The sequence below is a fragment of the Cytobacillus sp. IB215665 genome (genome assembly GCF_033963835.1).
Classification (GTDB): Bacteria; Bacillota; Bacilli; order Bacillales; family SM2101; genus Nanhaiella.
Window position 1 is genome coordinate 100,445 of sequence record NZ_JAXBME010000004.1, and the last position, 19,904, is coordinate 120,348.

The following is a 19,904-nucleotide window of genomic DNA, read 5'->3' on the forward strand; positions in this document are numbered from 1 at the left end:
AGAAGGACCTAGCAATGTTTAGAGGGGGGAAAAATATGAGCGAGAAAAATCACCGAGTTTCTAGACGACAATTTTTGAACTACACTCTTACTGGTGTCGGTGGATTTATGGCGGCAGGGATGCTAATGCCGATGGTTCGCTTCGCAGTTGACCCTGTACTTAGACCATCGGAAGAACAAGAAATGCTTCCTGTTGCACAAGTTACAGATTTAACAAACGAGCCACAATCGTATTCTTTTAAAGTCCATCAAGTTGATGCATGGTATGAGTCAGAGGTTCCTTACACAGCTTGGGTGTATAAAGATGAAAAGGATGAAATCGTAGCATTGTCACCTATATGTAAGCATTTAGGCTGTGTTGTAGACTGGAATACAGATGAAGGCAATCCTAACCATTTCTTCTGTCCATGTCATCTTGGTCTATATACGAAGGATGGAACGAATGTACCTGGTACACCACCTTTGGCACCGCTAGATGTGTATGATTTTAAAGTAGAGGACGGGACGTTATATCTAGGAAAAGCAAAACCACGAAAGGAGGCGTAATTAATGTTAAACAAGATTTATGATTGGGTTGATGAGCGATTAGACATTACGCCTTTGTGGCGAGATATAGCTGACCATGAAGTACCTGAGCATGTTAACCCAGCTCATCATTTCTCAGCATTTGTGTATTGCTTTGGAGGCTTGACATTTTTTGTTACTGTCATTCAAATTTTATCTGGTATGTTCTTAACGATGTATTATGTTCCAGATATTGAAAATGCATGGAAATCGGTTTATTACTTGCAAAACGAAGTAGCCTTTGGGCAAATTGTTCGCGGAATGCATCATTGGGGTGCTAGCTTAGTTATTGTTATGATGTTTTTACATACGCTACGAGTATTTTTCCAAGGGGCATATAAGAAGCCACGTGAACTTAACTGGGTTGTTGGAGTTTTAATATTCTTTGTTATGCTAGGATTAGGGTTCACAGGCTATTTATTACCTTGGGATATGAAAGCGCTCTTCGCTACTAAAGTAGGACTAGAAATAGCAGTACAAACACCGTTAATAGGTGAACAATTAAAAACACTATTAGCTGGACACAGTGAAATTGTCGGGGCACAAACATTAACCCGTTTCTTTGCTATTCATGTATTCTTCTTACCAGGAGCTTTACTTGGATTGATGGGAGCCCACTTCTTAATGATCCGTAAGCAAGGAATTTCAGGTCCACTATAAAATATATGAATAATTGTATATACCTTAAACAAAGGAGGGAGAATTGAATATGCATCGTGGAAAAGGGATGAAATTTGTAGGTGATTCCCGCGTGAAAGCGGTAGAAATGCGTAAACCGAATATCCCGAAAGATTATTCGGAATACCCAGGGAAAACCGAGGCATTTTGGCCAAACTTCTTATTGAAAGAATGGATGGTAGGAGCAGTCTTTCTTACCGCATACCTAATCTTAACAGTAGCCCATCCATCGCCTTTAGAGCGTATGGCGGATCCGACTGATACTGGGTATACTCCACTGCCTGACTGGTATTTCTTATTCTTATATCAATTACTTAAATATACTTATGCGTCTAGTCAGTATACAGTATTAGGTGCATTTATTATGCCTGGATTAGCATTTGGTGCATTATTGCTCGCGCCATTTATTGACCGAGGACCTGAGCGTCGTCCTCTTAAAAGACCGTTAGCGACAGGATTTATGCTATTATCAATCGCTGCAATTACTTTCTTAACTTGGGAATCTGTAGATCAGCATGATTGGGAGTTAGCTAAAAAGCAAGGAGAAATTGTTATTGTTCCTGACGTTGAGGTAGATACTGATGCTGAAGGTTATAAATTATTAGAGGCAAATACTTGTTTATCTTGTCACGGTAATGACTTATTAGGTGGATCTGCAGCACCAGCACTTATCGATACAGGCTTAACTGTTGATGAAATTACAAATATTGTGATTAACGGACAAGGCGCAATGCCTCCAGGCCTTTTCAATGGAACTGATGAAGAACTTCAAAAGGTTGCAGAGTTTATCGAAAGCTTGAAGCCTTAAAAAAAGCTGACTAAAAGTCAGCTTTTTTTTTATTAAGGATGTTTTTGCATTTGATTGCTACTATTTTAGCAATAGCAACAAAGTTTACTGAAAGAGCTGTTTAAAAATAACTTTGTCCAAGTTTTTTAAAAATTGGTTTCTTACGTCGTTGAGAAGATGGAGGTGCTTTATCTGTATGATCTTCTTTAACACCGACGTAAGTTTGAAGTAGCATTTTTGCCTGTGACAATGGCATATGCGTCTTAGGGTTACGATATGTTTGGTTTAAATCCCCAAGATGTGGAAGTTTTGAAAAATCATCTTTTGTAGGGGGCATATGGAAAAAATAATCACCAGCAGACACGAGTACATCTGATTGCTGAATGCTGTTTCGAGGATTTCTTGAGAAGTGAAGGCCAATCTTTTCCGCCTTTTTTTCAGCTACTAGTTTTTGCAGAGCTTTCCGCTTTAACAGATACAGAAATTTAGGGTTTGTAGCTGTTTTAGCATGACGGTTTACAATGAAGATAGCCTTAGTGAGGTTACTAATAGTAGGTTTCAGTGGAGGAATTTCATTTGAGTTATTCATAGTCATCACCTTTCATTTATCTTTTAAAAATAGTTGTTTTCGTATAGATTGTTGTTTCGTACTAAAAAATCTTCACTTATACGGCTAGAATTTCAGTCATCTTTTCTTCTATAAAAACGATGACTTTCGTAAAACGACATATTTAACTGTTAGTTTACGAAAAGAGCATTTTAAATTAATTAGCATGTATATATATACCATTATACATTTTGTGTATGAATTTGCAAAAAAAAAGATATATCGAGAAAATAGTTTATGGTTGATGGTAAAATAAATCACACTGTACAGTTTACAGCTTATCGATAATGAGTATGGCTGAAGAAATCTAGAGGACACTTAAGTCCTCTTGAATAGTGGTAATTAGACAGCAAATGTTTGATATTGTTAATTAAAGGCTCTTTGCGTAAACTTAGTTTCTTTTTGTTTTTGAATAACTGATGTGTACGATATGATTTTTATAGTCTTTAACGAAAAGCAGCATTTAATGCGAAAACATCCTAATTAAAAGGTTGCTTTCTATACGAAAAAGGATAATTATAACCAAAACCGTAAGGGTTACCGTAACCTCCCCCATAATAATATCCTCCGCCGTAGGGGTAGCCGCCGTAATAAGGAGGATAATATGGTGGTCTAAAAATATAAGGGCTTATCGCAAGCCCAGCTAAAAATGGGAGGAATGGGAATCTTTGATAATGTTGAAAATGATGTGGATACATATTTCATCCGCCTCCTATCGTTCATTCTTTTCATCATATGGGGAAAAAGCGGAAGTTGAGCTTGATTACTTACAAGCTGTGCAGGAGAATTAAGCCTATATTTTACCTTTCTTCAAGTTTTTATAATATAGGAGTGATTAGATGTTGGTCTATTTAACACAAGTATTGTCTGTCGGAATTGGGGGCGCATTGGGTGCATGTGTACGTTATTTATTGCAAGTTGGTCTTGGAAATGACTTTTTTCCGATTGCCACTTTTATTGCAAATATGGTAGGTTCCTTCTTATTAGGCTTGTTATCAGGACTAACAGTAAGATATGAAATAAAAAACACCATCAAACTATGTATTGGAACAGGTTTTTGTGGAGGGTTTACAACAATGTCTGCTTTCGCCGCAGATATATATATTTTAAATACTCAGGAATATTCAAGTGTAATGTTTGTTTATATAAGTATAACGTTATTCCTAGGCTTAATATTATCTTTTATCGGGATAGTAATTGGACGAGGAGTAAAAAGTTAAGTGATAGGAAGGTGAAGTGGTGTTGACTATTTTGTCAATCATGCTTGGGGGTGCTATAGGAGCAATGAGTCGATATAGTATCGGTTTACTCATTTCAAAAAAAAAGAATCATTCAGGGTTTCCGGTTTCAATGATCATTGTTAATTGGATTGGCTCCTTCGGACTAGGTATCAGTGTTCATTTTATAAATGGCTTATACCCTCATGCTCAATCGCTCATAACAATAGGTTTTTTTGGAGCGCTTACTACGTATTCAACTTTCAGCGTGGAGGCAGTTGAATTAATCTTAGAGAAAAAGTATGTAAGTGGTTTATCATATATACTCCTCACGTTCATAGGGAGTATTGGTTTATATTTTTTAGGGGTTAGCTGGTTTTAGAATGTGTTCACTCCTATCAATTAGTGAGAACACGTCAGGATAGGAGTTTATAAATAACGGTAAATATTATGTACTTATAGTAGAATACAATGCTAGAAACATGCTCTAGCCTATTTTTAAGCATTAAGATGGAAGACGGTTATTTCTGGCTTAGACAAAAAACGGAATGGGAGGCGTGTTGTCCCAATACCACGATTTACATAGATACTCAAATTGCTTTCTTCTACTTCATAAAAACCCTCAACATATGTCGTTGCTAGTGGAGGGGTAATCAGTGGACCAAAAAAAGGAAGCTGTACTTGCCCTCCATGGCTATGACCAGATAGTTGAAGATGAATTGGATATTTTGATGTCAAATGAGCAGCATCTGGTTCATGTGCTAATAATATCGTGAATAGCTCTTGGGGAACATTTTCCAAAGCTTTATCATAGTCAGGATGTCCTAGTAATAAATCATCAACTCCTACTAAACATATTTGATTACCATCAGGTAAACTAATAACAGTTGATTCATTTACTAGCAATGTAAATTTTGCTTTGTTCATAATTTCAAGATATAGATTTGATCCATAGCCACCATGGTCATGGTTCCCGTATATAGAGTATTTACCTAGTGGGGCTTGAATACTTTCTAAAATTGGTGGTATTTTATCAGCATCTTTAAATGTCATAGGACTATCAATTAAGTCACCTGTAAATAATACTATATCTGGTTTTTCTTCGTTAATTTTATTCACTGCATTTTGAAGTTGCTTCAAATTATAGTTATATCCAATATGTAAATCACTAAATTGAACAATTTTTAGACCTTCAAAATTCTTGGGAATGAGTTGATGGGATATATTTTGATGGACTATAGAAAGTTGTTTTGGCTCAATATACCTTGCATAATAATAACCTAATGAGGTTGCTAACAAACTACCAACAGTGATAGAAAATGAGCGTTTTAAAAATGTTCTTCTCGTTTGCTTCTGTGTCATTTTATTTTTCAACCTACCTATAAATACAAATAAAATCTATATAAATCTTATGTTTATTATACTTGTTAGCAGAGAGAATAAAAAGATAGAATAGTAACATACATTATTTTCTATAAACTTAATTAAAAGATTAGAAAATTTAGAAAAGACATGGTATGATTAAAATGAATGGACATTCATTCATTTTAAAAGGGGGTTCACATGATGAAAGATAAGGTAGTTATAGTAACTGGTGGTTCTAGTGGAATGGGTAAATACATGGCAATGAAATTTGCTCAAGAAGGTGCGAATGTTGTCATTACAGGGCGTAACGTGGAAAAACTTAATGAAGTTAAAAAGGAAATAGAAACCTTTGACGGACAAGTGTTGACAGTACAAATGGATGTTAGGAATATTGAAGATGTTACACGAATGGTAAAAGAAACTGATGAAAAATTCGGTAGAATTGATTCACTAGTAAATAATGCGGCAGGTAATTTTCTAGTTCCAGCAGAAAATTTATCTGTAAATGGCTGGAATGCAGTCATTGATATTGTGTTAAACGGTACATTCTATTGTAGTTCAGAGGTTGGAAAGTATTTTATAGATAAAGGTATAAAAGGAAGTATCCTAAATATGGTAGCTACATATGCATGGGATGCAGGTCCTGGAGTTATTCATTCGGCATGTGCAAAAGCTGGTGTTTTGACAATGACAAGAACTTTAGCAGTTGAATGGGGAAGAAAATACGGGATTAGAGTGAATGCTATTGCACCTGGTCCAATAGAAAGAACAGGTGGAGCTGAGAAATTGTTTATTTCTGAAGAAGCAGCAAAGCGTACACTCCAAAGTGTTCCATTAGGTCGATTAGGAACGCCTGAAGAGATAGCTAGCTTGGCATACTATTTATTATCAGAAGATGCTGCATACATTAATGGTGAGTGTGTGACAATGGATGGTGGCCAGTATTTAAATCAAATCCCATTTTAAGAAAAAATAACAAAATAGAAGTGAATATAAGGGATATACCAAATAATTTCTTTGGTATATCCCTAATTTTATTTAGTAAATATCACCATAAAAAATACGTCTGAATATAGATAACTTATTTGTGAGAAAGTAAAAAAAGGATGTGTGAAGGTGGTGATTCAGTGAATAATTTAACATTTATACTGATGATTATTTCGATTCTTATATTAACGATCGGTCTAATCTATACCTACAGGTTAGGAAGGGCACTAAAGTTGCAACAAGATGAGTATGATCCGGAATTAAATGAAAAGGTCCAAGATCATCCAGTTATGAGAAACCCTATTTTTATAACGTATTTAATAGCACTTGGATTGGTTGTTGCTTATATGATTTATTTAGCTGTTAACTCAAATTGGTAGCCAATCCAATTTGAGTTATTTAGTTGTTAACTCAATTTGGTAGCCAATCCAATTTGAGTTATTTAGTTGTTAACTCAAATTGTCACTCAAGCCAATTTAAGTTATTTAGTTGTTAACTTAAATTGGTCAGCCAAGTCTTCTCTTAACCCCTATTCTCAATAAGATTTTCAAGAATAGGGTGTTTTTGTGTGCACCACTATAGTTTATGTAGAAAAAAACAAATTTACTGTAGAAAAAAATGTCAAAATATTATGGATATTTACGAACGATTTATACTAAATCAAGTCATATTTGTTGATACAATGATATTAACTTAAAAATCTAGTTAAGAGAGGAGAATTTTTTGGTCAATTACTTCACCCAACTGTTGCTGTCTATCGCTTTGTTATACTGTTCTGTTGAAGATGCGCAATTATATACACTCCCCTCCAAGGAAAACATAATAAATCATCTCGAAGATGCCTTTAACACACAAGTCTCCTTAAGTGAAGATTATCGTACACAGGAAGAAATCACTGAGTTACTCTCACTGTATTTTAATGATGAATTTATGAATCAGTTTATAAGTGAGAATGTTGTTCAAGAAGAAGATGGTTACATAACTCTCGGAACCGATTTTGCACGTTATTACATTCCATTTTTTTCATATACAGATCAAACAGTAGTCACATACGACATACAATTGCAGCAAATATATGTTTATGAATATTTTTTGGAAGAAAACAACATCTTATTTACTAGTCCTGACCATTATGAAATTGTCACACTTAGCAAGGTTGAAGGTGAATGGAAAGTTGCGGAGATTGAAAGTAGCGAGAGTAAACCGAGACGAATTAGCGAAATTGAAAGAACAAACAAGGTGGAGTAGACTCTCCACCTTGTTTGTTTTGTATAACCCACATTAAAACAGACTCTCGACTATTCTTCTATATTAAGTATATTTGCTAATTTTGTGAGATCAAAACCTTTAACAATTTCATCACCAATAATAATTGTTGGTGTAGAATAGGCTTTATATTCATTAATTAAACGGTCTCTTTCACGTTTGTTTTTTGTAATGTCAATCTCTTGATATGTTATCTTGTGGTGTGCCAAAAAATTTTTAACAACCTCACAAGGTGGGCAGTCTGGTTGGCTATATACGGTGATGCTTCTCATAACAAATCGTAGGCCTCCTGATATATTGTATTAAGCTGTAAATCAGTTTAAGATATAGGGATCTTGGTTTCTTGTACTTTAGTAATGATGCTAAAACTGTTCTAATGGTTTCGACAGAGTTTAACAGATTGCTAAAGTATGTAAGCAGCTTTGTAGACCTCTATTGTAACATATGCAAAAAAATACAACATGTAGCTCATCCTTCGTGGGCTATTTCTTCAACCAAATCATTCTTAACTAAATAATCTACAATTCCCATTGCACAGACTGACATATCCATAGGTATAATATTGTAAATCGGATGGTTTTCTGGAACTCCTTGCTCGTGAAGATAAGCAGAAATCATTGTTAATAATTCTTCAGTTACTGCTCGAACTTTATGTTCATTATTTTTATTAATACCTCTAGTTCCTGCATCAATAAATTTCGGTAACCAATAATGAAGTTGACTGAATACTTCCTCCACATTTGTAGTCATGCCATAATGTCCAAAATAAATGGATTTTAAATCTAGTTGCTCAATCATTTTTGCAGAATGTAACATTTTTTCTGGGTCAAATTGATTTGGAGATGTTGAAGGTAAGAACAGCAAGATATTTAGCTCACTTAATTGTTTGTAATAAATGCCTAGAGTATCACCTGTAAATATTCCTTTACTTATTGGATCATAAATACTGAAATGATGATTTGCATGGCCTGGTGTATCGTAAAAGGTTAACATTCGTTCCTTACCAACTTGAAGTTGTTCTTTATCCTTCATAATTACAATTTTGTTTTCTTCGATTGGAACAATTGGGTCAAATAGTGTATGGAAATTCATTCCGTAGACTGCTTTAGCACCTGCTATTAATTTGGAAGGATCTACTAAATGTCTTGCTCCTTTAGGGTGTACGATAACTTTAGCATTTGGACAATGAGATAATAATAATCCAGCCCCTCCTGCATGATCAAGATGTATATGGGTCACAATTATATAAACAATCTCTTCAGGTTCGACTCCTAAATCAGCCAAACCCTTCAATATGTATGGAATAGATGGACTAGCACAAGTTTCTATTATCGTGGGCTTATCGGTTTTAATTACAAAAGTCCCAGTCCTTTCCTGCATTCCTAAATCAAAATCGTCAATTAAAAAAATATCATCAAAAATTTGAACAGGCATACTCAATTGTATCTCTCCCCTTTGCAAAAAGAGTATTTAATACCTTTTATTGTATGTGCTTTATTTATATAAGTAAAGTAATGAACAGAAAATTCAGAAAGATAAATCATGAAAAATAGTGATGAAAATTTCATTGATAGTAAAACATATATAATAACCCATGTAGTAAAGGAGAGCGATATGATGTCACAATTACAAGCAATCATAAATCGTCTCAATAGTTTGCGTGAAAATACGTTGCAGGGAGATTTATCCCAGCGATTTTTTGAAGTGGAAGGAGAAAAAAAATGCAGTGTTAAATTCTTTCAAAATAATAATGCTTTTGAGTTGGAAGTTTTTGAAAAAGGAGAGCAGTCTAAGCGATACCAATTTGATAATATTGATATGATTGCGATTGAGATATTTGATTTAATTCAGTAATTGTAAAAAAAAACATCGTTATTTTATTCAGGGAGGTGGTTGATTGTTTCCAGATATTTTTGTCGTTTGTCCACAGTGTAAATCAACATCAACGATAACTTCTGTGTTAACAGCCCAATCAAATCAAAATGTTATTTATACATGCCCTAAATGTAATTTTGTTGCACGGAATATCGAAACGAGTAAAGGATGAGCCTTCTATTAAAGAGGGTTCTTTTTTTTTGTCGCATTCAAAGTTGCTTTTCGTAATAAAAGCTATACACGAATAAAGCTAACGTTCGTGGCATCCTTTCTTCTCTATCGGAAATAGAATCATTTCGTACACACCATTTATTCAAATATACGTAAAAAAATAACAAGCTGTATGAAAAGAGCCTTATTAAATGAACCATTCTTTTTATAAGCAATTATTTATTGAACTATTTCATGCAAGACTACGTATAGTATAGTAAATAAAGTCAGGGGTGGGATAACAAATGGATGATAAGCTCATGTTTTACAATATATCGGAAAGGAATATGTCATTTGAAACAGTTATCTGTAGAATCACTGAATTCATGAAAAGTGACCCTCATTCCCTTTATGTTCTGTCGATAGGTACAGATTCACATATTCATAAAGAAATTACTCGTTTTATTACTGCTATTCACTTACATAGGGTCGGTAAAGGTGCATGGGGTTGTTTGAAAAATTATAATTTATCTCGCCCGGTTCGAAGTTTGCGGGAAAAAATATCTTTAGAAACTAGTTTAAGCCAAGAAATTGCTTATGATTTTACGACAAAGTACGTAACAGAGTTATCGGAGGTAATTTTACCTTATATTGATAAAGGGGCTGATTTTCGATTAGAAGTTCACTTAGATATCGGTAAAAAAGGAATGACAAAGGAATTAATACATGAAATGACAGGGAGAATTACTGCAATGGGAATAGAAGCAAAAATTAAGCCAGATTCCTACGCTGCTTTTTGTTATGCAAACCGTTATACAAAGTAGTTAACCAACAGCCCTTACATAAAGTATTATTGTTAATAGTGTGATACAATAAAAAGGAAAATGAATAGTTAAAGGGGAAGATCAGCAATGATAAGCTTACACAGTAGTGAATTCTTAGAAACAAACATTAAGGATTTACTTATTCCAGCTGATAAAGTGGCCCATGTACAAATAGGGAATAGTTTAGAGCATGCCTTGTTAGTATTAACAAAGTCTGGATATACAGCAGTACCTGTATTGGACCCAATGTATCGTTTACATGGCTTAATAAGTTCTACGATGATATTTGATGCTATTTTAGGCTTAGAAAGAATTGAATTTGAGCAACTTGAAAATATGAAAGTTGAAGACGTCATGAATAGTGATATTCCAAGATTATATGTAAGAGATTCATTAACTAAAGGTTTAAATTTGGTCGTTAATCATCCGTTTGTGTGCGTACAAAATGATGATGAGACGTTGGAAGGAATATTTACCCGAAGAGCTATTTTAAAACAATTAAATCGCCACGTTCACAAATTAAATAAATAGCATTGCTCGCTTATATTTCATCTATGGAAGCGATAAGAAAAACTGAGTTAGAGGTATGAACATGCAATTTTCAGAGTTTCAATTATTAGTTGTGTTAGCTCAAGAATTAAATATGCGTAAAGCTTCAGAAAAGTTATTTGTATCTCAACCTGCGCTGTCACAAAGGCTTCATTCTATAGAAAAAGCATGGGATACTCAAATCTTTCTTCGTTCCCAAAAAGGATTAACATTAACACCGTCTGGTGAAAAAATTGTAAACTATGCAATGGAAGTAGTTAAGAATGAAGAAAAGGTTCGAGAAGAGATCAACAAGTTAGACCAAGAAATACACGGAACTTTAAAAATAGCAGTTGCAACTATTATCGGACAGCACTGGTTACCGAATGTGTTAAAGCAGTTTGTCAATACTTATCCACATGCAAAAATATCGTTAATAACAGGGTGGAGTAGTGATATATTAAAAAGCTTGTATGAGGATTCAGTGCATATTGGTATTATCCGTGGTAATCCCGAGTGGAAGGGTGTAAAAAAACATCTACTGTCGGATACTCTATATTTAGTTGATACTGAAATTAATAAAATAGAACAGGTTTTAGAAACCGAAAGGCCTTTTATTCAATTTAAAAGTGACTCTACTTATTATCAAGAAATACAAAATTGGTGGCATCGTCAATTTCAGACAACACCTAAAAGGACAATCGTAGTAGATCAAATTGAAACGTGTAAACAAATGGTTTTACATGGAATTGGCTATGCCATCCTGCCATCTGTTACTCTAGATGGGGATTCTAACATGTACCGAATCCCATTATTAGATGAAAATGACCGCCCAATTACTAGAGATACATGGTTACTTGGTTATGAATCTGCATTTCAGCTAAAACAAGTTCAAGCATTTATTGATATAATAAAGCAATCAAAACAGTAACTTTGTAGAGTTCTAAAACAGTTGTCACATACTCTTTTGTCTGTTAAAGTATAACAGAATAACTAATTAAACAAGTAAAGTTGTGGAGGTATAAGCCATGAAAATGATGGATGCTAACGAGATCATATCTTTTATTTCAAATAGTAAAAAATCAACCCCTGTAAAAGTATACATAAAAGGTGAGTTGGAAGGCCTAGAGTTTGGTGCTAATTCTCAAACATTTATAACTGGAGATACAGGAGTAGTTTTTGGAGAATGGGAAGAAATTCAATCTGCTTTAGAGAGCAATAAAGAAAAAATCTCTGATTACGTAATTGAAAATGACCGTAGAAACTCTGCCATTCCAATGCTAAACCTTAAAAATATAAAAGCACGAGTTGAACCAGGTGCGATTATTCGAGATCAAGTTGAAATAGGAGACAATGCTGTAATAATGATGGGAGCTTCTATTAATATTGGTGCGGTTGTTGGTGAGGGAACGATGATCGATATGAATGCAGTTCTAGGAGGACGAGCAACAGTAGGGAAAAACTGTCATATAGGAGCCGGCGCAGTATTAGCTGGTGTGATTGAACCACCTTCAGCGAAACCTGTTGTAATTGAAGATGGTGTTGTAATCGGCGCAAATGCAGTTGTCCTTGAAGGAGTTACTGTTGGACAAGGTGCAGTAGTAGCTGCTGGAGCTATTGTAATTGATGATGTGCTTCCAAATACGGTAGTAGCTGGTACCCCAGCTCGTGTAATAAAAGAGATTGACGACAAAACAAAATCAAAAACAGAAATTATGCAAGAGTTAAGAAAACTTTAAGTGTGAAAGGACAAAGGCTCTTTTCGTAAACTTTGTTGCCGTTTTCTAACATTGGTCAGCATGAAGAGTTTTGCATGAACTCAAAAATGTTAAAAGTAGAAAAGATGCCGATGAATACATACTTCATTTAAGTACAAAAAAGAGTAATGCTAAGCGTGGACAAATAAGTCCACGCTTATGTTTTAAGGAGGTATAAACTTGAGTGAAATGAACCGTTTTATAAAAATTCGAAGAGACTTACATCAAATTCCGGAATTGGGTTATGAAGAAAATAAAACCCAACAATACTTAATTAACTACTTATCGACTCTTAATGCTGAACGCTTTGTTATGAAGAAATGGAAAACTGGCTTATTCGTTAAAGTTGCTGGTACTAATCCACAACAAACGATAGGTTATCGAGCTGACATTGATGGACTTCCTATTACTGAAGAAACTGGGTATGAATTTTCAAGTAAACATCAAGGCAATATGCATGCGTGTGGACATGATTTTCACATGAGTATTGCGTTAGGCGTGCTAACTCACATTGTAAATCATCCTATTCGTGATGACGTTCTTTTTTTATTTCAGCCTGCTGAAGAAGGCCCTGGAGGAGCGTTACAAATGCTTAATAGTGAGATAATGAAAGCGTGGAAGCCAGATGAAATATTTGCGCTACATATAGCGCCAGAATATCCTGTTGGAACGATTGCGACAAAAGAAGGGTTGCTTTTTGCTAATACATCAGAGTTATTTATTAATTTGAAGGGGAAAGGTGGTCATGCTGCTTATCCGCACCATACAAATGACATGGTTGTAGCAGCTTGTTCACTTGTTTCTCAATTACAATCTATTGTTTCGAGAAATGTCAATCCACTTGATAGTGCCGTTGTTACAATTGGCAAAATTACCGGTGGAACAGTACAAAATATTATTGCAGAAAATGCAAGGTTAGAAGGAACGATTAGAACTTTGTCAGAAAAAGCAATGAACAATGTAAAGAATAGAATAACATCAATCGTGAATGGGATCGAAATAGGGTATCAATGTGAAGTTGAAATCGACTTTGGATCAAACTATTACGAAGTGAATAATCATAGTGTTAAAACTCGTGAGTTTATGCAATTTGTCAACGACCAAACAGACGTCAAGATGATTGAATGCACCGAGGCTATGACAGGTGAAGATTTTGGTTATTTAATCAAGGATATTCCTGGCTTCATGTTTTGGTTAGGAGTCGACTCTCCCTACGGCCTACATCACGCAAAGCTCATGCCAAACGAACAAGCCATACCAGTAGCCATAAACTTAATCACACAATATATTAACTACAAGCAGGGTCTGACCCCCACTAATTTATCGAGTTAAGCGGTAGGGGGTTAGGCTCTTTTATAATGAATATTTTATTGGATGTTAGCCACATTAAATGTGAGGAGGTGGTTTATGATGGCAAAAGTAGGAGTTGAGCAATCGTTAACCCAAGTACAGCAGGCACTTGAAGAGAAGGGACATCAAGTAGTTCAGTTACAACAGGAAAGTGATGCTCAAGGATGTGATTGTTGTGTTGTAACTGGACAAGACTCCAACTTTATGGGAATGAGTAATGTAGCAACAGCTGGCCCGGTTATCGAAGCGAGTGGTTTATCTGCAAATGAAGTGTGTCAGAAGGTGGAAGATAAATTAGGATAAGGTGATTAAAGAAATTAAAGACGACTAGGAAATCAAACTCTTCCTAGTTTTCTTTGTATGGAATAAACAACATTTATGTTAGAAAAAACAACTCAATTGTCATGATAGTACTATTAATAGGGCGTAATATTTTTCATCCGTTAGTTTGTTTGATAAACTATTATGTGTAGAATACAATTGATGCATCAAAAAGATAATTACTATCTATTTAAATTAATTATAATTTAATATTGACTAAAAACACATTGTATATTATAATTTTTTTTGTTAAGATATTCATTAGTGAGAATTCAAGATAATAATTCTCAATTACAATAATATTGGAGGTAATACATATGGCAGAACGTCTTGTAGGTAAACAAGCACCACGTTTTGAAATGGACGCGGTTTTAACAAATGGAGAATTTGGAAAAGTAAGTTTAGAGGAAAACATGAAAAATGATAAATGGACTGTGCTTTTCTTCTATCCAATGGATTTTACTTTTGTATGTCCAACTGAAATTACAGCTATTTCAGATCGTTATGAGGAACTTGAAGATCTAGATGCTGAAGTAATTGGTGTTTCAACTGATTCAATTCATTCTCATAAGGCTTGGATTAACACACCAAGAGACAGCAACGGCTTAGGTCAATTAAACTATCCATTAGCTGCAGATTTAAACCATGCTGTATCAAGAGATTATGGTGTTTTAATTGAAGAAGAAGGAATTGCTCTTCGTGGATTATTTATTATTAGCCCTGAAGGGGAATTAATGTACCAAGTAGTACACCATAATAATATTGGACGCGAGGTTGAAGAGGTACTACGTGTACTACAAGCTCTTCAAACTGGAGGTCTTTGTCCAGCTAACTGGAAGCCAGGTCAAAAGACACTATAATTCACTAAGTATTAACAACACTTTAAATGCAAATAGACATGTGCTTACAACTGCAACATATAGAAGGAAGGGTCTAACGAATATGTTAGACCCTTCCTTAGCATCATCGGTGTAATTATATTAATAAAGGCTGTTCAAAAAGTTTGGATAAAGGATGTAGTATTTCACGGTAAGTGGCATTTTCATCTTGCACTTATGGTAATGATAATACTAATTTGTAGTATGTGCGACTTAAAGCAACTCGGAGAGATAAAAACACGATAATACCAGCATTACGCCTTTTTATCTTCCTTTTTGAACATGCTCTTATAGGAGTGAATTAAATGAAATTAAGAGAACAAATGCCAGAATTAACCGGAGCAACAGCTTGGCTAAATGGTGAAGTAACAAAAGATCAACTTGTAGGTGACAAGCCAACGTTAATTCATTATTGGTCAGTTAGTTGTGGGTTATGTAAAGAAGCGATGCCTCAAATAAATGAATTTCGTGACGAATACAAAGATAAATTGAATGTCGTAGCAGTCCATATGCCACGATCAGAAAAGGATTTAGATATTGAGAAAGTAAAGGAAGTTGCTCTAGAACATGATATATCGCAGCCCCTTTTTGTAGATAACGACCATAAGTTAACGGACGCATTTGAAAATCAATATGTTCCAGCATATTATGTGTTTGATAAAGAAGGAAAACTGAGACATTTTCAAGCAGGTGGAAGTGGTATGAAAATGTTGACAAAGCGTGTGAATCGTGTTTTAGAAGAGTCGGAAAAAGCTGAATAATAATAACAAATGTAAGCCCAAAGTTAATTATATATTTTGGGCTTTTTGTTGTGAATAGCTTCCAGTTTTATTAATTGTTTTTATTGTCATTAATGGGAATAGAATTTTAAAAATAGAAAATAGTAGAAAAATATGATGAAACACGGTATATTTATTTATACGTCTAAAAAACACACCAATAGTTAGTTAGGAGGTCATAAGATGGAAACTTTTCGTAAACTTAAAAGCTTTTACTGGCCATACAAACATCTGTTCTTATGGTCGTTATTTTTTTCATTGTTTGTAACGGGAATTATTGTAGTGTATCCAATCATCTTACAATATACAATTGATGAAGTTTTTATTGGTGGTAAACACTCAGCTGTTCCGTATTTGGCTTTAGGCTTTGTTGGAATTATGATTATAAAAGGTATTGCAACTTTTTTTCAACAGTACTTAGGTGATATGTTTGGCATAAAATCTGTGTATCATCTTCGAAATACCCTGTATGAAAAACTACAATATTTGCCTTTTCGTTATTACGACAACGCCAAAACAGGAGATTTAATGTCAAGATTAACTGCAGATGTTGAAGGTTTTAGGTTTTTCTTATCATTCGGTATTTCAGAATTTATTCGTCTCATACTTTTAATTACAGTAAGCTTATCTGTTATGTTTTATTATTCTATGGAACTAGCAATGATAACGATTGCTGCTTTACCATTTTTAGCAATTGTTGTTTATAAGTTTGATAAGCAAGTTCATCCAGCCTTTAGAGGAATCCGTAAATCATTTGGGCGCTTAAACACTAAAGTGCAAGAAAATATTAGTGGAATTAATACAGTAAAATCCTTGTCTAGAGAAGGATTTGAAATATCAAAATTTAATACAACGAATGATGATTATAAGGATAAATATTTGCATACAGCAAATGTATGGGCTAAATTTTTTCCGTTAATGGAGTTCATAGGTAATCTATGTGTAGTAGCGTTATTAGCATATGGTGGGAACATGGTTATTAATGGAGAGCTAAACCCTGGAGAATTAGTAGCTTTTTTCAGCCTTGTTTGGTACATTATTTGGCCGATAGCAAACTTAGGGTTTGTAATTAATTTGTTTTCACAGTCAAAAGCCTCTGGTGAAAGACTATTGGAAGTTCTTGAGGCAGAAGAAGAAATTAAAAATGTTGAAACACCTATTAAAAAAGAAAAGCTTGAAGGAAATATAGAGTTTGAGCAAGTTACATTAGAGTATAGTGATGAAGATACAGCTGCAATAAAGAATATTTCTTTTCATGCAGAAAAAGGGAGAGTTATTGGTCTTATTGGGTCAACTGGTTCAGGAAAGACGAGTGTTACCCAATTGTTAACAAGATTCTACGATCCTGCAGCTGGTATAGTTAAAATCGATGGTAGAGATGTAAAAGATTACGCTCTCCATACTTTAAGAAAAAACATTGGTGTTGTTTTACAAGAATCATTTTTATTCTCATCTACAATAAAAGCGAATATTGCCTATGGAAAGCCTGAGGCGACCATGGATGAAATCATTGATGCTGCGAAGCGTGCTAATGCACATGAGTTTATAATGGAACTGCCCGATGGATATGATACGTTGTTAGGTGAAAGAGGTATGGGCTTGTCTGGTGGTCAAAAGCAGCGTATTGCCATTGCTCGAGCAATTTGTATTAATCCTAGCATTCTTATTTTAGATGATGCGACAAGTGCTGTTGATATGGAAACTGAATTTAAAATTCAACATGCGCTACAGGAAGTTATGAAAGACAGAACTACCATTATTATCGCTCATCGTATTTCTTCATTAAAACATGCAGATGAAATATTAGTATTAGAAGAAGGTAGAATTGTAGAGCGAGGGCTTCATAATGAGCTATTGAAGAACAATGGAACGTATAAAAGGATATACGATATTCAATATAAAGATCAAAAACGTATTCTTGCTACTCAGATCGGATAAGGTGGTGTGAACATGAAAAAAGAAAAACTGAATGAGTTAATAAAAGAGAGATTTCACTATTCCACAGATCAAGCTATCGATAAACCGTTTAATTGGAAACAAATGGTTCGATTGCTTAGTTATATGAAACCATATGTTAAATCATACTTACCGCTAGCTATCCTAACAGTTATTATAACTACGGCTGTACGTCTCATTATTCCGATCTTAATAGGAATCTACACACTTGACCAAGCAGTGAAATATAAGGATACAGACCTCTTGATTAAACTGGTTATCATTATCGCTGTTTTATATACGGTCTCGTATGTAGCAAATATGTTGCGTATTCGTTGGATGAATTTACTTGGTCAAAATATTATTTATGACTTACGCAAACATTTATTTACGCATGTTCAAAGGTTGTCACACAAGTTTTTTGATCAACGATCAGCGGGTTCAATATTAGTTAGAATTATGAACGATATTAATTCATTACAGGAATTGTTTACAAATGGTGTCATTAATTTATTAATGGATTTAATTATTTTAGTCGGTATTGTTGTTATTTTATTCTCAAATAGTCCATCATTAACGATTGCCATTATGGTCATTTTACCAATTATGTTTATCATATCGACAAGCTTGCGTAAAAATATACGACGTTCTTGGCAAAATGTGAGGATGAAGCAGTCTAAGATGAATTCACACTTAAATGAAAGTATTCAAGGGATACGTGTGACACAGGCGTATACACAAGAGCCTGAGAATATTACTTTTTTTGATGGTATAAACACTGAGTCTTATCTTTCATGGAAAGATGCAACAAAAAAGAACGCTCTTTTTAGACCATTTGTTGAAATGTCTAATGCGATTGGTACAGCAATCTTAATTTGGTATGGATCAATCTTAATTACTGGTCAAAGCTTGAGCGTCGGGGAGTTTGTCATGTTCGCCTTTTACTTAGGTATGTTTTGGGAACCTATTTCAAGATTAGGCCAAGTTTACAATCAATTATTAATGGGTATGGCATCCAGTGAAAGGATTTTTGAATTTTTAGATGAGAAGCCACTCGTATCAAACAAAATAGATGCAAATCCACTGCCAAATATGAAAGGTGATATTGATTTTCGTGATGTGACTTTTTCATATGACGACAAGAGAACAGCACTAGACAAAGTTTCATTATCAATTAAACAAGGTCAAACTGTAGCGCTAGTTGGGCATACAGGGTCAGGGAAAACTACGATTGCCAATTTAATAGGTAGAAACTATGATGCTACAAGTGGAGAAGTAATAATAGATGGTTATAACATAAAAGATCTTTTATTGGATAGTGTTAGATCACAAATTAGTGTAGTTCTACAGGATACATTTATATTTTCAGGTTCAATTATGGATAATATTCGTTTTGGAAGACCTGATGCAACAGACGATGAGATTTATAAAGCAGCAAAAGCCGTTGGTGCACATGATTTTATTGAAAAACTAGCTAACGGCTACGAGACAGAAGTAGAGGAAAGAGGCAATGTCTTATCGGTCGGAGAGAGACAACTATTATCCTTTGCAAGAGCATTGCTGGCTGACCCAAAAATATTAATACTTGACGAAGCAACAGCAAGTATAGATACGGAAACAGAAGTGAAAATTCAACAGGCTCTAAAAGAATTATTACATGGACGAACTGCCATCATTATAGCTCATAGATTATCGACGATTAGAGATGCTGATCATATTTTTGTCCTTGAACAAGGTAAAATTATTGAAGATGGAACACATGAACAGTTAATGGAACATCATGGAGAGTACTATAAGTTGGTTGAAGCACAATTTAGAATGCTTGAAGTAGGCTAGTAACAAACCACCGAAAAGGTGGTTTGTTTTTTTAGTAAGGTTCTTTTCGATACTTTGTATTTATTATCACTAGGATTTTAGTAACCGAAAGTAATAAATGATCATATAGTCTCTAAAGAAGAAAAGATACCCCGAACGTTATTAATATTCGTAGCTAGCTGCTATTACGGAAGGCAAGAAATTATGCGAAAACAAGCATTA

At 34.4% G+C, this 19,904-nt stretch carries 25 protein-coding genes; 20 read left to right on the forward strand and 5 right to left on the reverse strand.

Translation table 11 applies throughout. From position 1 onward, the window contains the following. The first annotated feature begins 35 nt into the window (after positions 1 to 35). Genes SLH52_RS06760 through SLH52_RS06770 form a run of 3 tightly spaced genes read left to right on the forward strand, consistent with a single transcriptional unit; the run spans position 36 to position 2,049 of the window. Positions 36 to 545 carry a ubiquinol-cytochrome c reductase iron-sulfur subunit gene (locus SLH52_RS06760; RefSeq protein WP_320208518.1) on the forward strand — a complete coding sequence of 170 codons (510 nt, stop codon included), beginning with the start codon at positions 36 to 38 and terminating at the stop codon, positions 543 to 545. Between the two features lie 3 nt (positions 546 to 548). Further along, complete coding sequence (qcrB, locus tag SLH52_RS06765) at positions 549 to 1,223, forward strand: menaquinol-cytochrome c reductase cytochrome b subunit (RefSeq protein ID WP_320208519.1); 675 nt, start codon at positions 549 to 551, stop codon at positions 1,221 to 1,223. A gap of 49 nt (positions 1,224 to 1,272) precedes the next feature. Continuing rightward, positions 1,273 to 2,049: a menaquinol-cytochrome c reductase cytochrome b/c subunit gene (locus SLH52_RS06770; protein WP_320208787.1), complete on the forward strand. Its 777-nt coding sequence runs from the start codon at positions 1,273 to 1,275 to the stop codon at positions 2,047 to 2,049. A gap of 100 nt (positions 2,050 to 2,149) precedes the next feature. On the opposite strand, the gene SLH52_RS06775 is transcribed toward SLH52_RS06770, so the two are convergent. Both SLH52_RS06775 and SLH52_RS06780 read right to left on the reverse strand, forming a co-directional pair. Next, a complete protein-coding gene (locus SLH52_RS06775; protein ID WP_320208520.1) occupies positions 2,150 to 2,617 on the reverse strand; it encodes a YkyB family protein in 468 nt (155 codons plus the stop codon). Positions 2,618 to 3,114: 497 nt separating this feature from the next. Next, entirely contained in the window at positions 3,115 to 3,333 is a 219-nt protein-coding gene (locus SLH52_RS06780; protein WP_320208521.1) for a penicillin-binding protein, read from the reverse strand. A 141-nt stretch (positions 3,334 to 3,474) separates the two neighbouring features. Between SLH52_RS06780 and SLH52_RS06785 the strand changes: the two genes are divergently transcribed. Together SLH52_RS06785 and crcB are read left to right on the forward strand one after the other, a co-directional pair. Then, positions 3,475 to 3,855 carry a CrcB family protein gene (locus SLH52_RS06785; RefSeq protein ID WP_320208522.1) on the forward strand — a complete coding sequence of 127 codons (381 nt, stop codon included), beginning with the start codon at positions 3,475 to 3,477 and terminating at the stop codon, positions 3,853 to 3,855. Between the two features lie 22 nt (positions 3,856 to 3,877). Continuing rightward, positions 3,878 to 4,234, forward strand: coding sequence for a fluoride efflux transporter CrcB (gene crcB / locus SLH52_RS06790; RefSeq protein WP_320208523.1), 357 nt, complete (start codon positions 3,878 to 3,880; stop codon positions 4,232 to 4,234). A 116-nt stretch (positions 4,235 to 4,350) separates the two neighbouring features. Here the strand turns inward: crcB and SLH52_RS06795 are convergent, their stop codons facing one another. After that, the gene (locus SLH52_RS06795; RefSeq protein WP_320208524.1) at positions 4,351 to 5,214 is read right to left on the reverse strand and encodes a metallophosphoesterase; all 864 of its coding nucleotides are present in this window, start codon (positions 5,212 to 5,214) and stop codon (positions 4,351 to 4,353) included. 204 nt (positions 5,215 to 5,418) lie between these two features. Here SLH52_RS06795 and fadH point away from each other — a divergent pair, with 204 nt between their 5' ends. The 3 genes from fadH to SLH52_RS06810 all read left to right on the forward strand — a co-directional run bounded on the left by fadH (position 5,419) and on the right by SLH52_RS06810 (position 7,452). Further along, complete coding sequence (fadH, locus tag SLH52_RS06800) at positions 5,419 to 6,183, forward strand: 2,4-dienoyl-CoA reductase (RefSeq protein ID WP_320208788.1); 765 nt, start codon at positions 5,419 to 5,421, stop codon at positions 6,181 to 6,183. Positions 6,184 to 6,344: 161 nt separating this feature from the next. Beyond that, a complete protein-coding gene (locus SLH52_RS06805) occupies positions 6,345 to 6,584 on the forward strand; it encodes a hypothetical protein (protein ID WP_320208525.1) in 240 nt (79 codons plus the stop codon). A 343-nt stretch (positions 6,585 to 6,927) separates the two neighbouring features. Further along, the gene (locus SLH52_RS06810; RefSeq protein ID WP_320208526.1) at positions 6,928 to 7,452 is read left to right on the forward strand and encodes a DUF3993 domain-containing protein; all 525 of its coding nucleotides are present in this window, start codon (positions 6,928 to 6,930) and stop codon (positions 7,450 to 7,452) included. Positions 7,453 to 7,502: 50 nt separating this feature from the next. Here SLH52_RS06810 and SLH52_RS06815 read toward each other — a convergent pair whose 3' ends face one another. Together SLH52_RS06815 and SLH52_RS06820 are read right to left on the reverse strand one after the other, a co-directional pair. Then, positions 7,503 to 7,742, reverse strand: coding sequence for a glutaredoxin domain-containing protein (locus tag SLH52_RS06815; protein ID WP_320208527.1), 240 nt, complete (start codon positions 7,740 to 7,742; stop codon positions 7,503 to 7,505). Positions 7,743 to 7,938: 196 nt separating this feature from the next. Beyond that, complete coding sequence (locus SLH52_RS06820; protein WP_320208789.1) at positions 7,939 to 8,904, reverse strand: MBL fold metallo-hydrolase; 966 nt, start codon at positions 8,902 to 8,904, stop codon at positions 7,939 to 7,941. Positions 8,905 to 9,087: 183 nt separating this feature from the next. Between SLH52_RS06820 and SLH52_RS06825 the strand changes: the two genes are divergently transcribed. The 12 genes from SLH52_RS06825 to SLH52_RS06880 all read left to right on the forward strand — a co-directional run bounded on the left by SLH52_RS06825 (position 9,088) and on the right by SLH52_RS06880 (position 19,703). Beyond that, a complete protein-coding gene (locus SLH52_RS06825) occupies positions 9,088 to 9,324 on the forward strand; it encodes a YkuJ family protein (RefSeq protein WP_320208528.1) in 237 nt (78 codons plus the stop codon). A 43-nt stretch (positions 9,325 to 9,367) separates the two neighbouring features. Further along, complete coding sequence (locus SLH52_RS06830) at positions 9,368 to 9,517, forward strand: hypothetical protein (protein WP_320208529.1); 150 nt, start codon at positions 9,368 to 9,370, stop codon at positions 9,515 to 9,517. A gap of 283 nt (positions 9,518 to 9,800) precedes the next feature. Beyond that, on the forward strand, positions 9,801 to 10,319 hold the full coding sequence (locus SLH52_RS06835; protein WP_320208530.1) for a ribonuclease H-like YkuK family protein: 519 nt from the start codon (positions 9,801 to 9,803) through the stop codon (positions 10,317 to 10,319). Between the two features lie 87 nt (positions 10,320 to 10,406). Further along, entirely contained in the window at positions 10,407 to 10,850 is a 444-nt protein-coding gene (cbpB, locus tag SLH52_RS06840; RefSeq protein WP_320208531.1) for a cyclic-di-AMP-binding protein CbpB, read from the forward strand. 61 nt (positions 10,851 to 10,911) lie between these two features. Then, positions 10,912 to 11,778, forward strand: a complete 867-nt coding sequence (locus SLH52_RS06845; protein WP_320208532.1) for a LysR family transcriptional regulator — start codon at positions 10,912 to 10,914, stop codon at positions 11,776 to 11,778. Positions 11,779 to 11,875: 97 nt separating this feature from the next. Continuing rightward, a complete protein-coding gene (gene dapD / locus SLH52_RS06850; RefSeq protein ID WP_320208533.1) occupies positions 11,876 to 12,586 on the forward strand; it encodes a 2,3,4,5-tetrahydropyridine-2,6-dicarboxylate N-acetyltransferase in 711 nt (236 codons plus the stop codon). 207 nt (positions 12,587 to 12,793) lie between these two features. Continuing rightward, on the forward strand, positions 12,794 to 13,936 hold the full coding sequence (locus SLH52_RS06855) for an N-acetyldiaminopimelate deacetylase (protein ID WP_413785501.1): 1,143 nt from the start codon (positions 12,794 to 12,796) through the stop codon (positions 13,934 to 13,936). A 78-nt stretch (positions 13,937 to 14,014) separates the two neighbouring features. Then, positions 14,015 to 14,257, forward strand: coding sequence for a YkuS family protein (locus SLH52_RS06860; protein WP_320208790.1), 243 nt, complete (start codon positions 14,015 to 14,017; stop codon positions 14,255 to 14,257). 335 nt (positions 14,258 to 14,592) lie between these two features. After that, positions 14,593 to 15,135, forward strand: coding sequence for a peroxiredoxin (locus tag SLH52_RS06865; RefSeq protein ID WP_214480013.1), 543 nt, complete (start codon positions 14,593 to 14,595; stop codon positions 15,133 to 15,135). Positions 15,136 to 15,458: 323 nt separating this feature from the next. Beyond that, positions 15,459 to 15,914: a TlpA disulfide reductase family protein gene (locus SLH52_RS06870; protein ID WP_320208535.1), complete on the forward strand. Its 456-nt coding sequence runs from the start codon at positions 15,459 to 15,461 to the stop codon at positions 15,912 to 15,914. Between the two features lie 201 nt (positions 15,915 to 16,115). Continuing rightward, on the forward strand, positions 16,116 to 17,870 hold the full coding sequence (locus SLH52_RS06875; RefSeq protein WP_320208536.1) for an ABC transporter ATP-binding protein: 1,755 nt from the start codon (positions 16,116 to 16,118) through the stop codon (positions 17,868 to 17,870). Positions 17,871 to 17,882: 12 nt separating this feature from the next. Continuing rightward, positions 17,883 to 19,703: an ABC transporter ATP-binding protein gene (locus tag SLH52_RS06880; protein ID WP_320208537.1), complete on the forward strand. Its 1,821-nt coding sequence runs from the start codon at positions 17,883 to 17,885 to the stop codon at positions 19,701 to 19,703. Positions 19,704 to 19,904 lie beyond the last annotated feature (201 nt).

What these genes read in the sequence shown, in the direction of transcription:
- SLH52_RS06760 (WP_320208518.1), top strand. Translation starts at nt 36, where the DNA reads ATGAGCGAGAAAAATCACCGAGTTTCTAGACGACAATTTTTGAACTAC.
- qcrB (WP_320208519.1), top strand. Translation starts at nt 549, where the DNA reads ATGTTAAACAAGATTTATGATTGGGTTGATGAGCGATTAGACATTACG.
- SLH52_RS06770 (WP_320208787.1), top strand. Translation starts at nt 1,273, where the DNA reads ATGCATCGTGGAAAAGGGATGAAATTTGTAGGTGATTCCCGCGTGAAA.
- SLH52_RS06775 (WP_320208520.1), bottom strand. Translation starts at nt 2,617, where the DNA reads ATGAATAACTCAAATGAAATTCCTCCACTGAAACCTACTATTAGTAAC.
- SLH52_RS06780 (WP_320208521.1), bottom strand. Translation starts at nt 3,333, where the DNA reads ATGTATCCACATCATTTTCAACATTATCAAAGATTCCCATTCCTCCCA.
- SLH52_RS06785 (WP_320208522.1), top strand. Translation starts at nt 3,475, where the DNA reads ATGTTGGTCTATTTAACACAAGTATTGTCTGTCGGAATTGGGGGCGCA.
- SLH52_RS06795 (WP_320208524.1), bottom strand. Translation starts at nt 5,214, where the DNA reads ATGACACAGAAGCAAACGAGAAGAACATTTTTAAAACGCTCATTTTCT.
- fadH (WP_320208788.1), top strand. Translation starts at nt 5,419, where the DNA reads ATGAAAGATAAGGTAGTTATAGTAACTGGTGGTTCTAGTGGAATGGGT.
- SLH52_RS06815 (WP_320208527.1), bottom strand. Translation starts at nt 7,742, where the DNA reads ATGAGAAGCATCACCGTATATAGCCAACCAGACTGCCCACCTTGTGAG.
- SLH52_RS06820 (WP_320208789.1), bottom strand. Translation starts at nt 8,904, where the DNA reads ATGCCTGTTCAAATTTTTGATGATATTTTTTTAATTGACGATTTTGAT.
- SLH52_RS06825 (WP_320208528.1), top strand. Translation starts at nt 9,088, where the DNA reads ATGTCACAATTACAAGCAATCATAAATCGTCTCAATAGTTTGCGTGAA.
- SLH52_RS06835 (WP_320208530.1), top strand. Translation starts at nt 9,801, where the DNA reads ATGGATGATAAGCTCATGTTTTACAATATATCGGAAAGGAATATGTCA.
- cbpB (WP_320208531.1), top strand. Translation starts at nt 10,407, where the DNA reads ATGATAAGCTTACACAGTAGTGAATTCTTAGAAACAAACATTAAGGAT.
- SLH52_RS06845 (WP_320208532.1), top strand. Translation starts at nt 10,912, where the DNA reads ATGCAATTTTCAGAGTTTCAATTATTAGTTGTGTTAGCTCAAGAATTA.
- dapD (WP_320208533.1), top strand. Translation starts at nt 11,876, where the DNA reads ATGAAAATGATGGATGCTAACGAGATCATATCTTTTATTTCAAATAGT.
- SLH52_RS06855 (WP_413785501.1), top strand. Translation starts at nt 12,794, where the DNA reads ATGAACCGTTTTATAAAAATTCGAAGAGACTTACATCAAATTCCGGAA.
- SLH52_RS06860 (WP_320208790.1), top strand. Translation starts at nt 14,015, where the DNA reads ATGGCAAAAGTAGGAGTTGAGCAATCGTTAACCCAAGTACAGCAGGCA.
- SLH52_RS06865 (WP_214480013.1), top strand. Translation starts at nt 14,593, where the DNA reads ATGGCAGAACGTCTTGTAGGTAAACAAGCACCACGTTTTGAAATGGAC.
- SLH52_RS06870 (WP_320208535.1), top strand. Translation starts at nt 15,459, where the DNA reads ATGAAATTAAGAGAACAAATGCCAGAATTAACCGGAGCAACAGCTTGG.
- SLH52_RS06875 (WP_320208536.1), top strand. Translation starts at nt 16,116, where the DNA reads ATGGAAACTTTTCGTAAACTTAAAAGCTTTTACTGGCCATACAAACAT.
- SLH52_RS06880 (WP_320208537.1), top strand. Translation starts at nt 17,883, where the DNA reads ATGAAAAAAGAAAAACTGAATGAGTTAATAAAAGAGAGATTTCACTAT.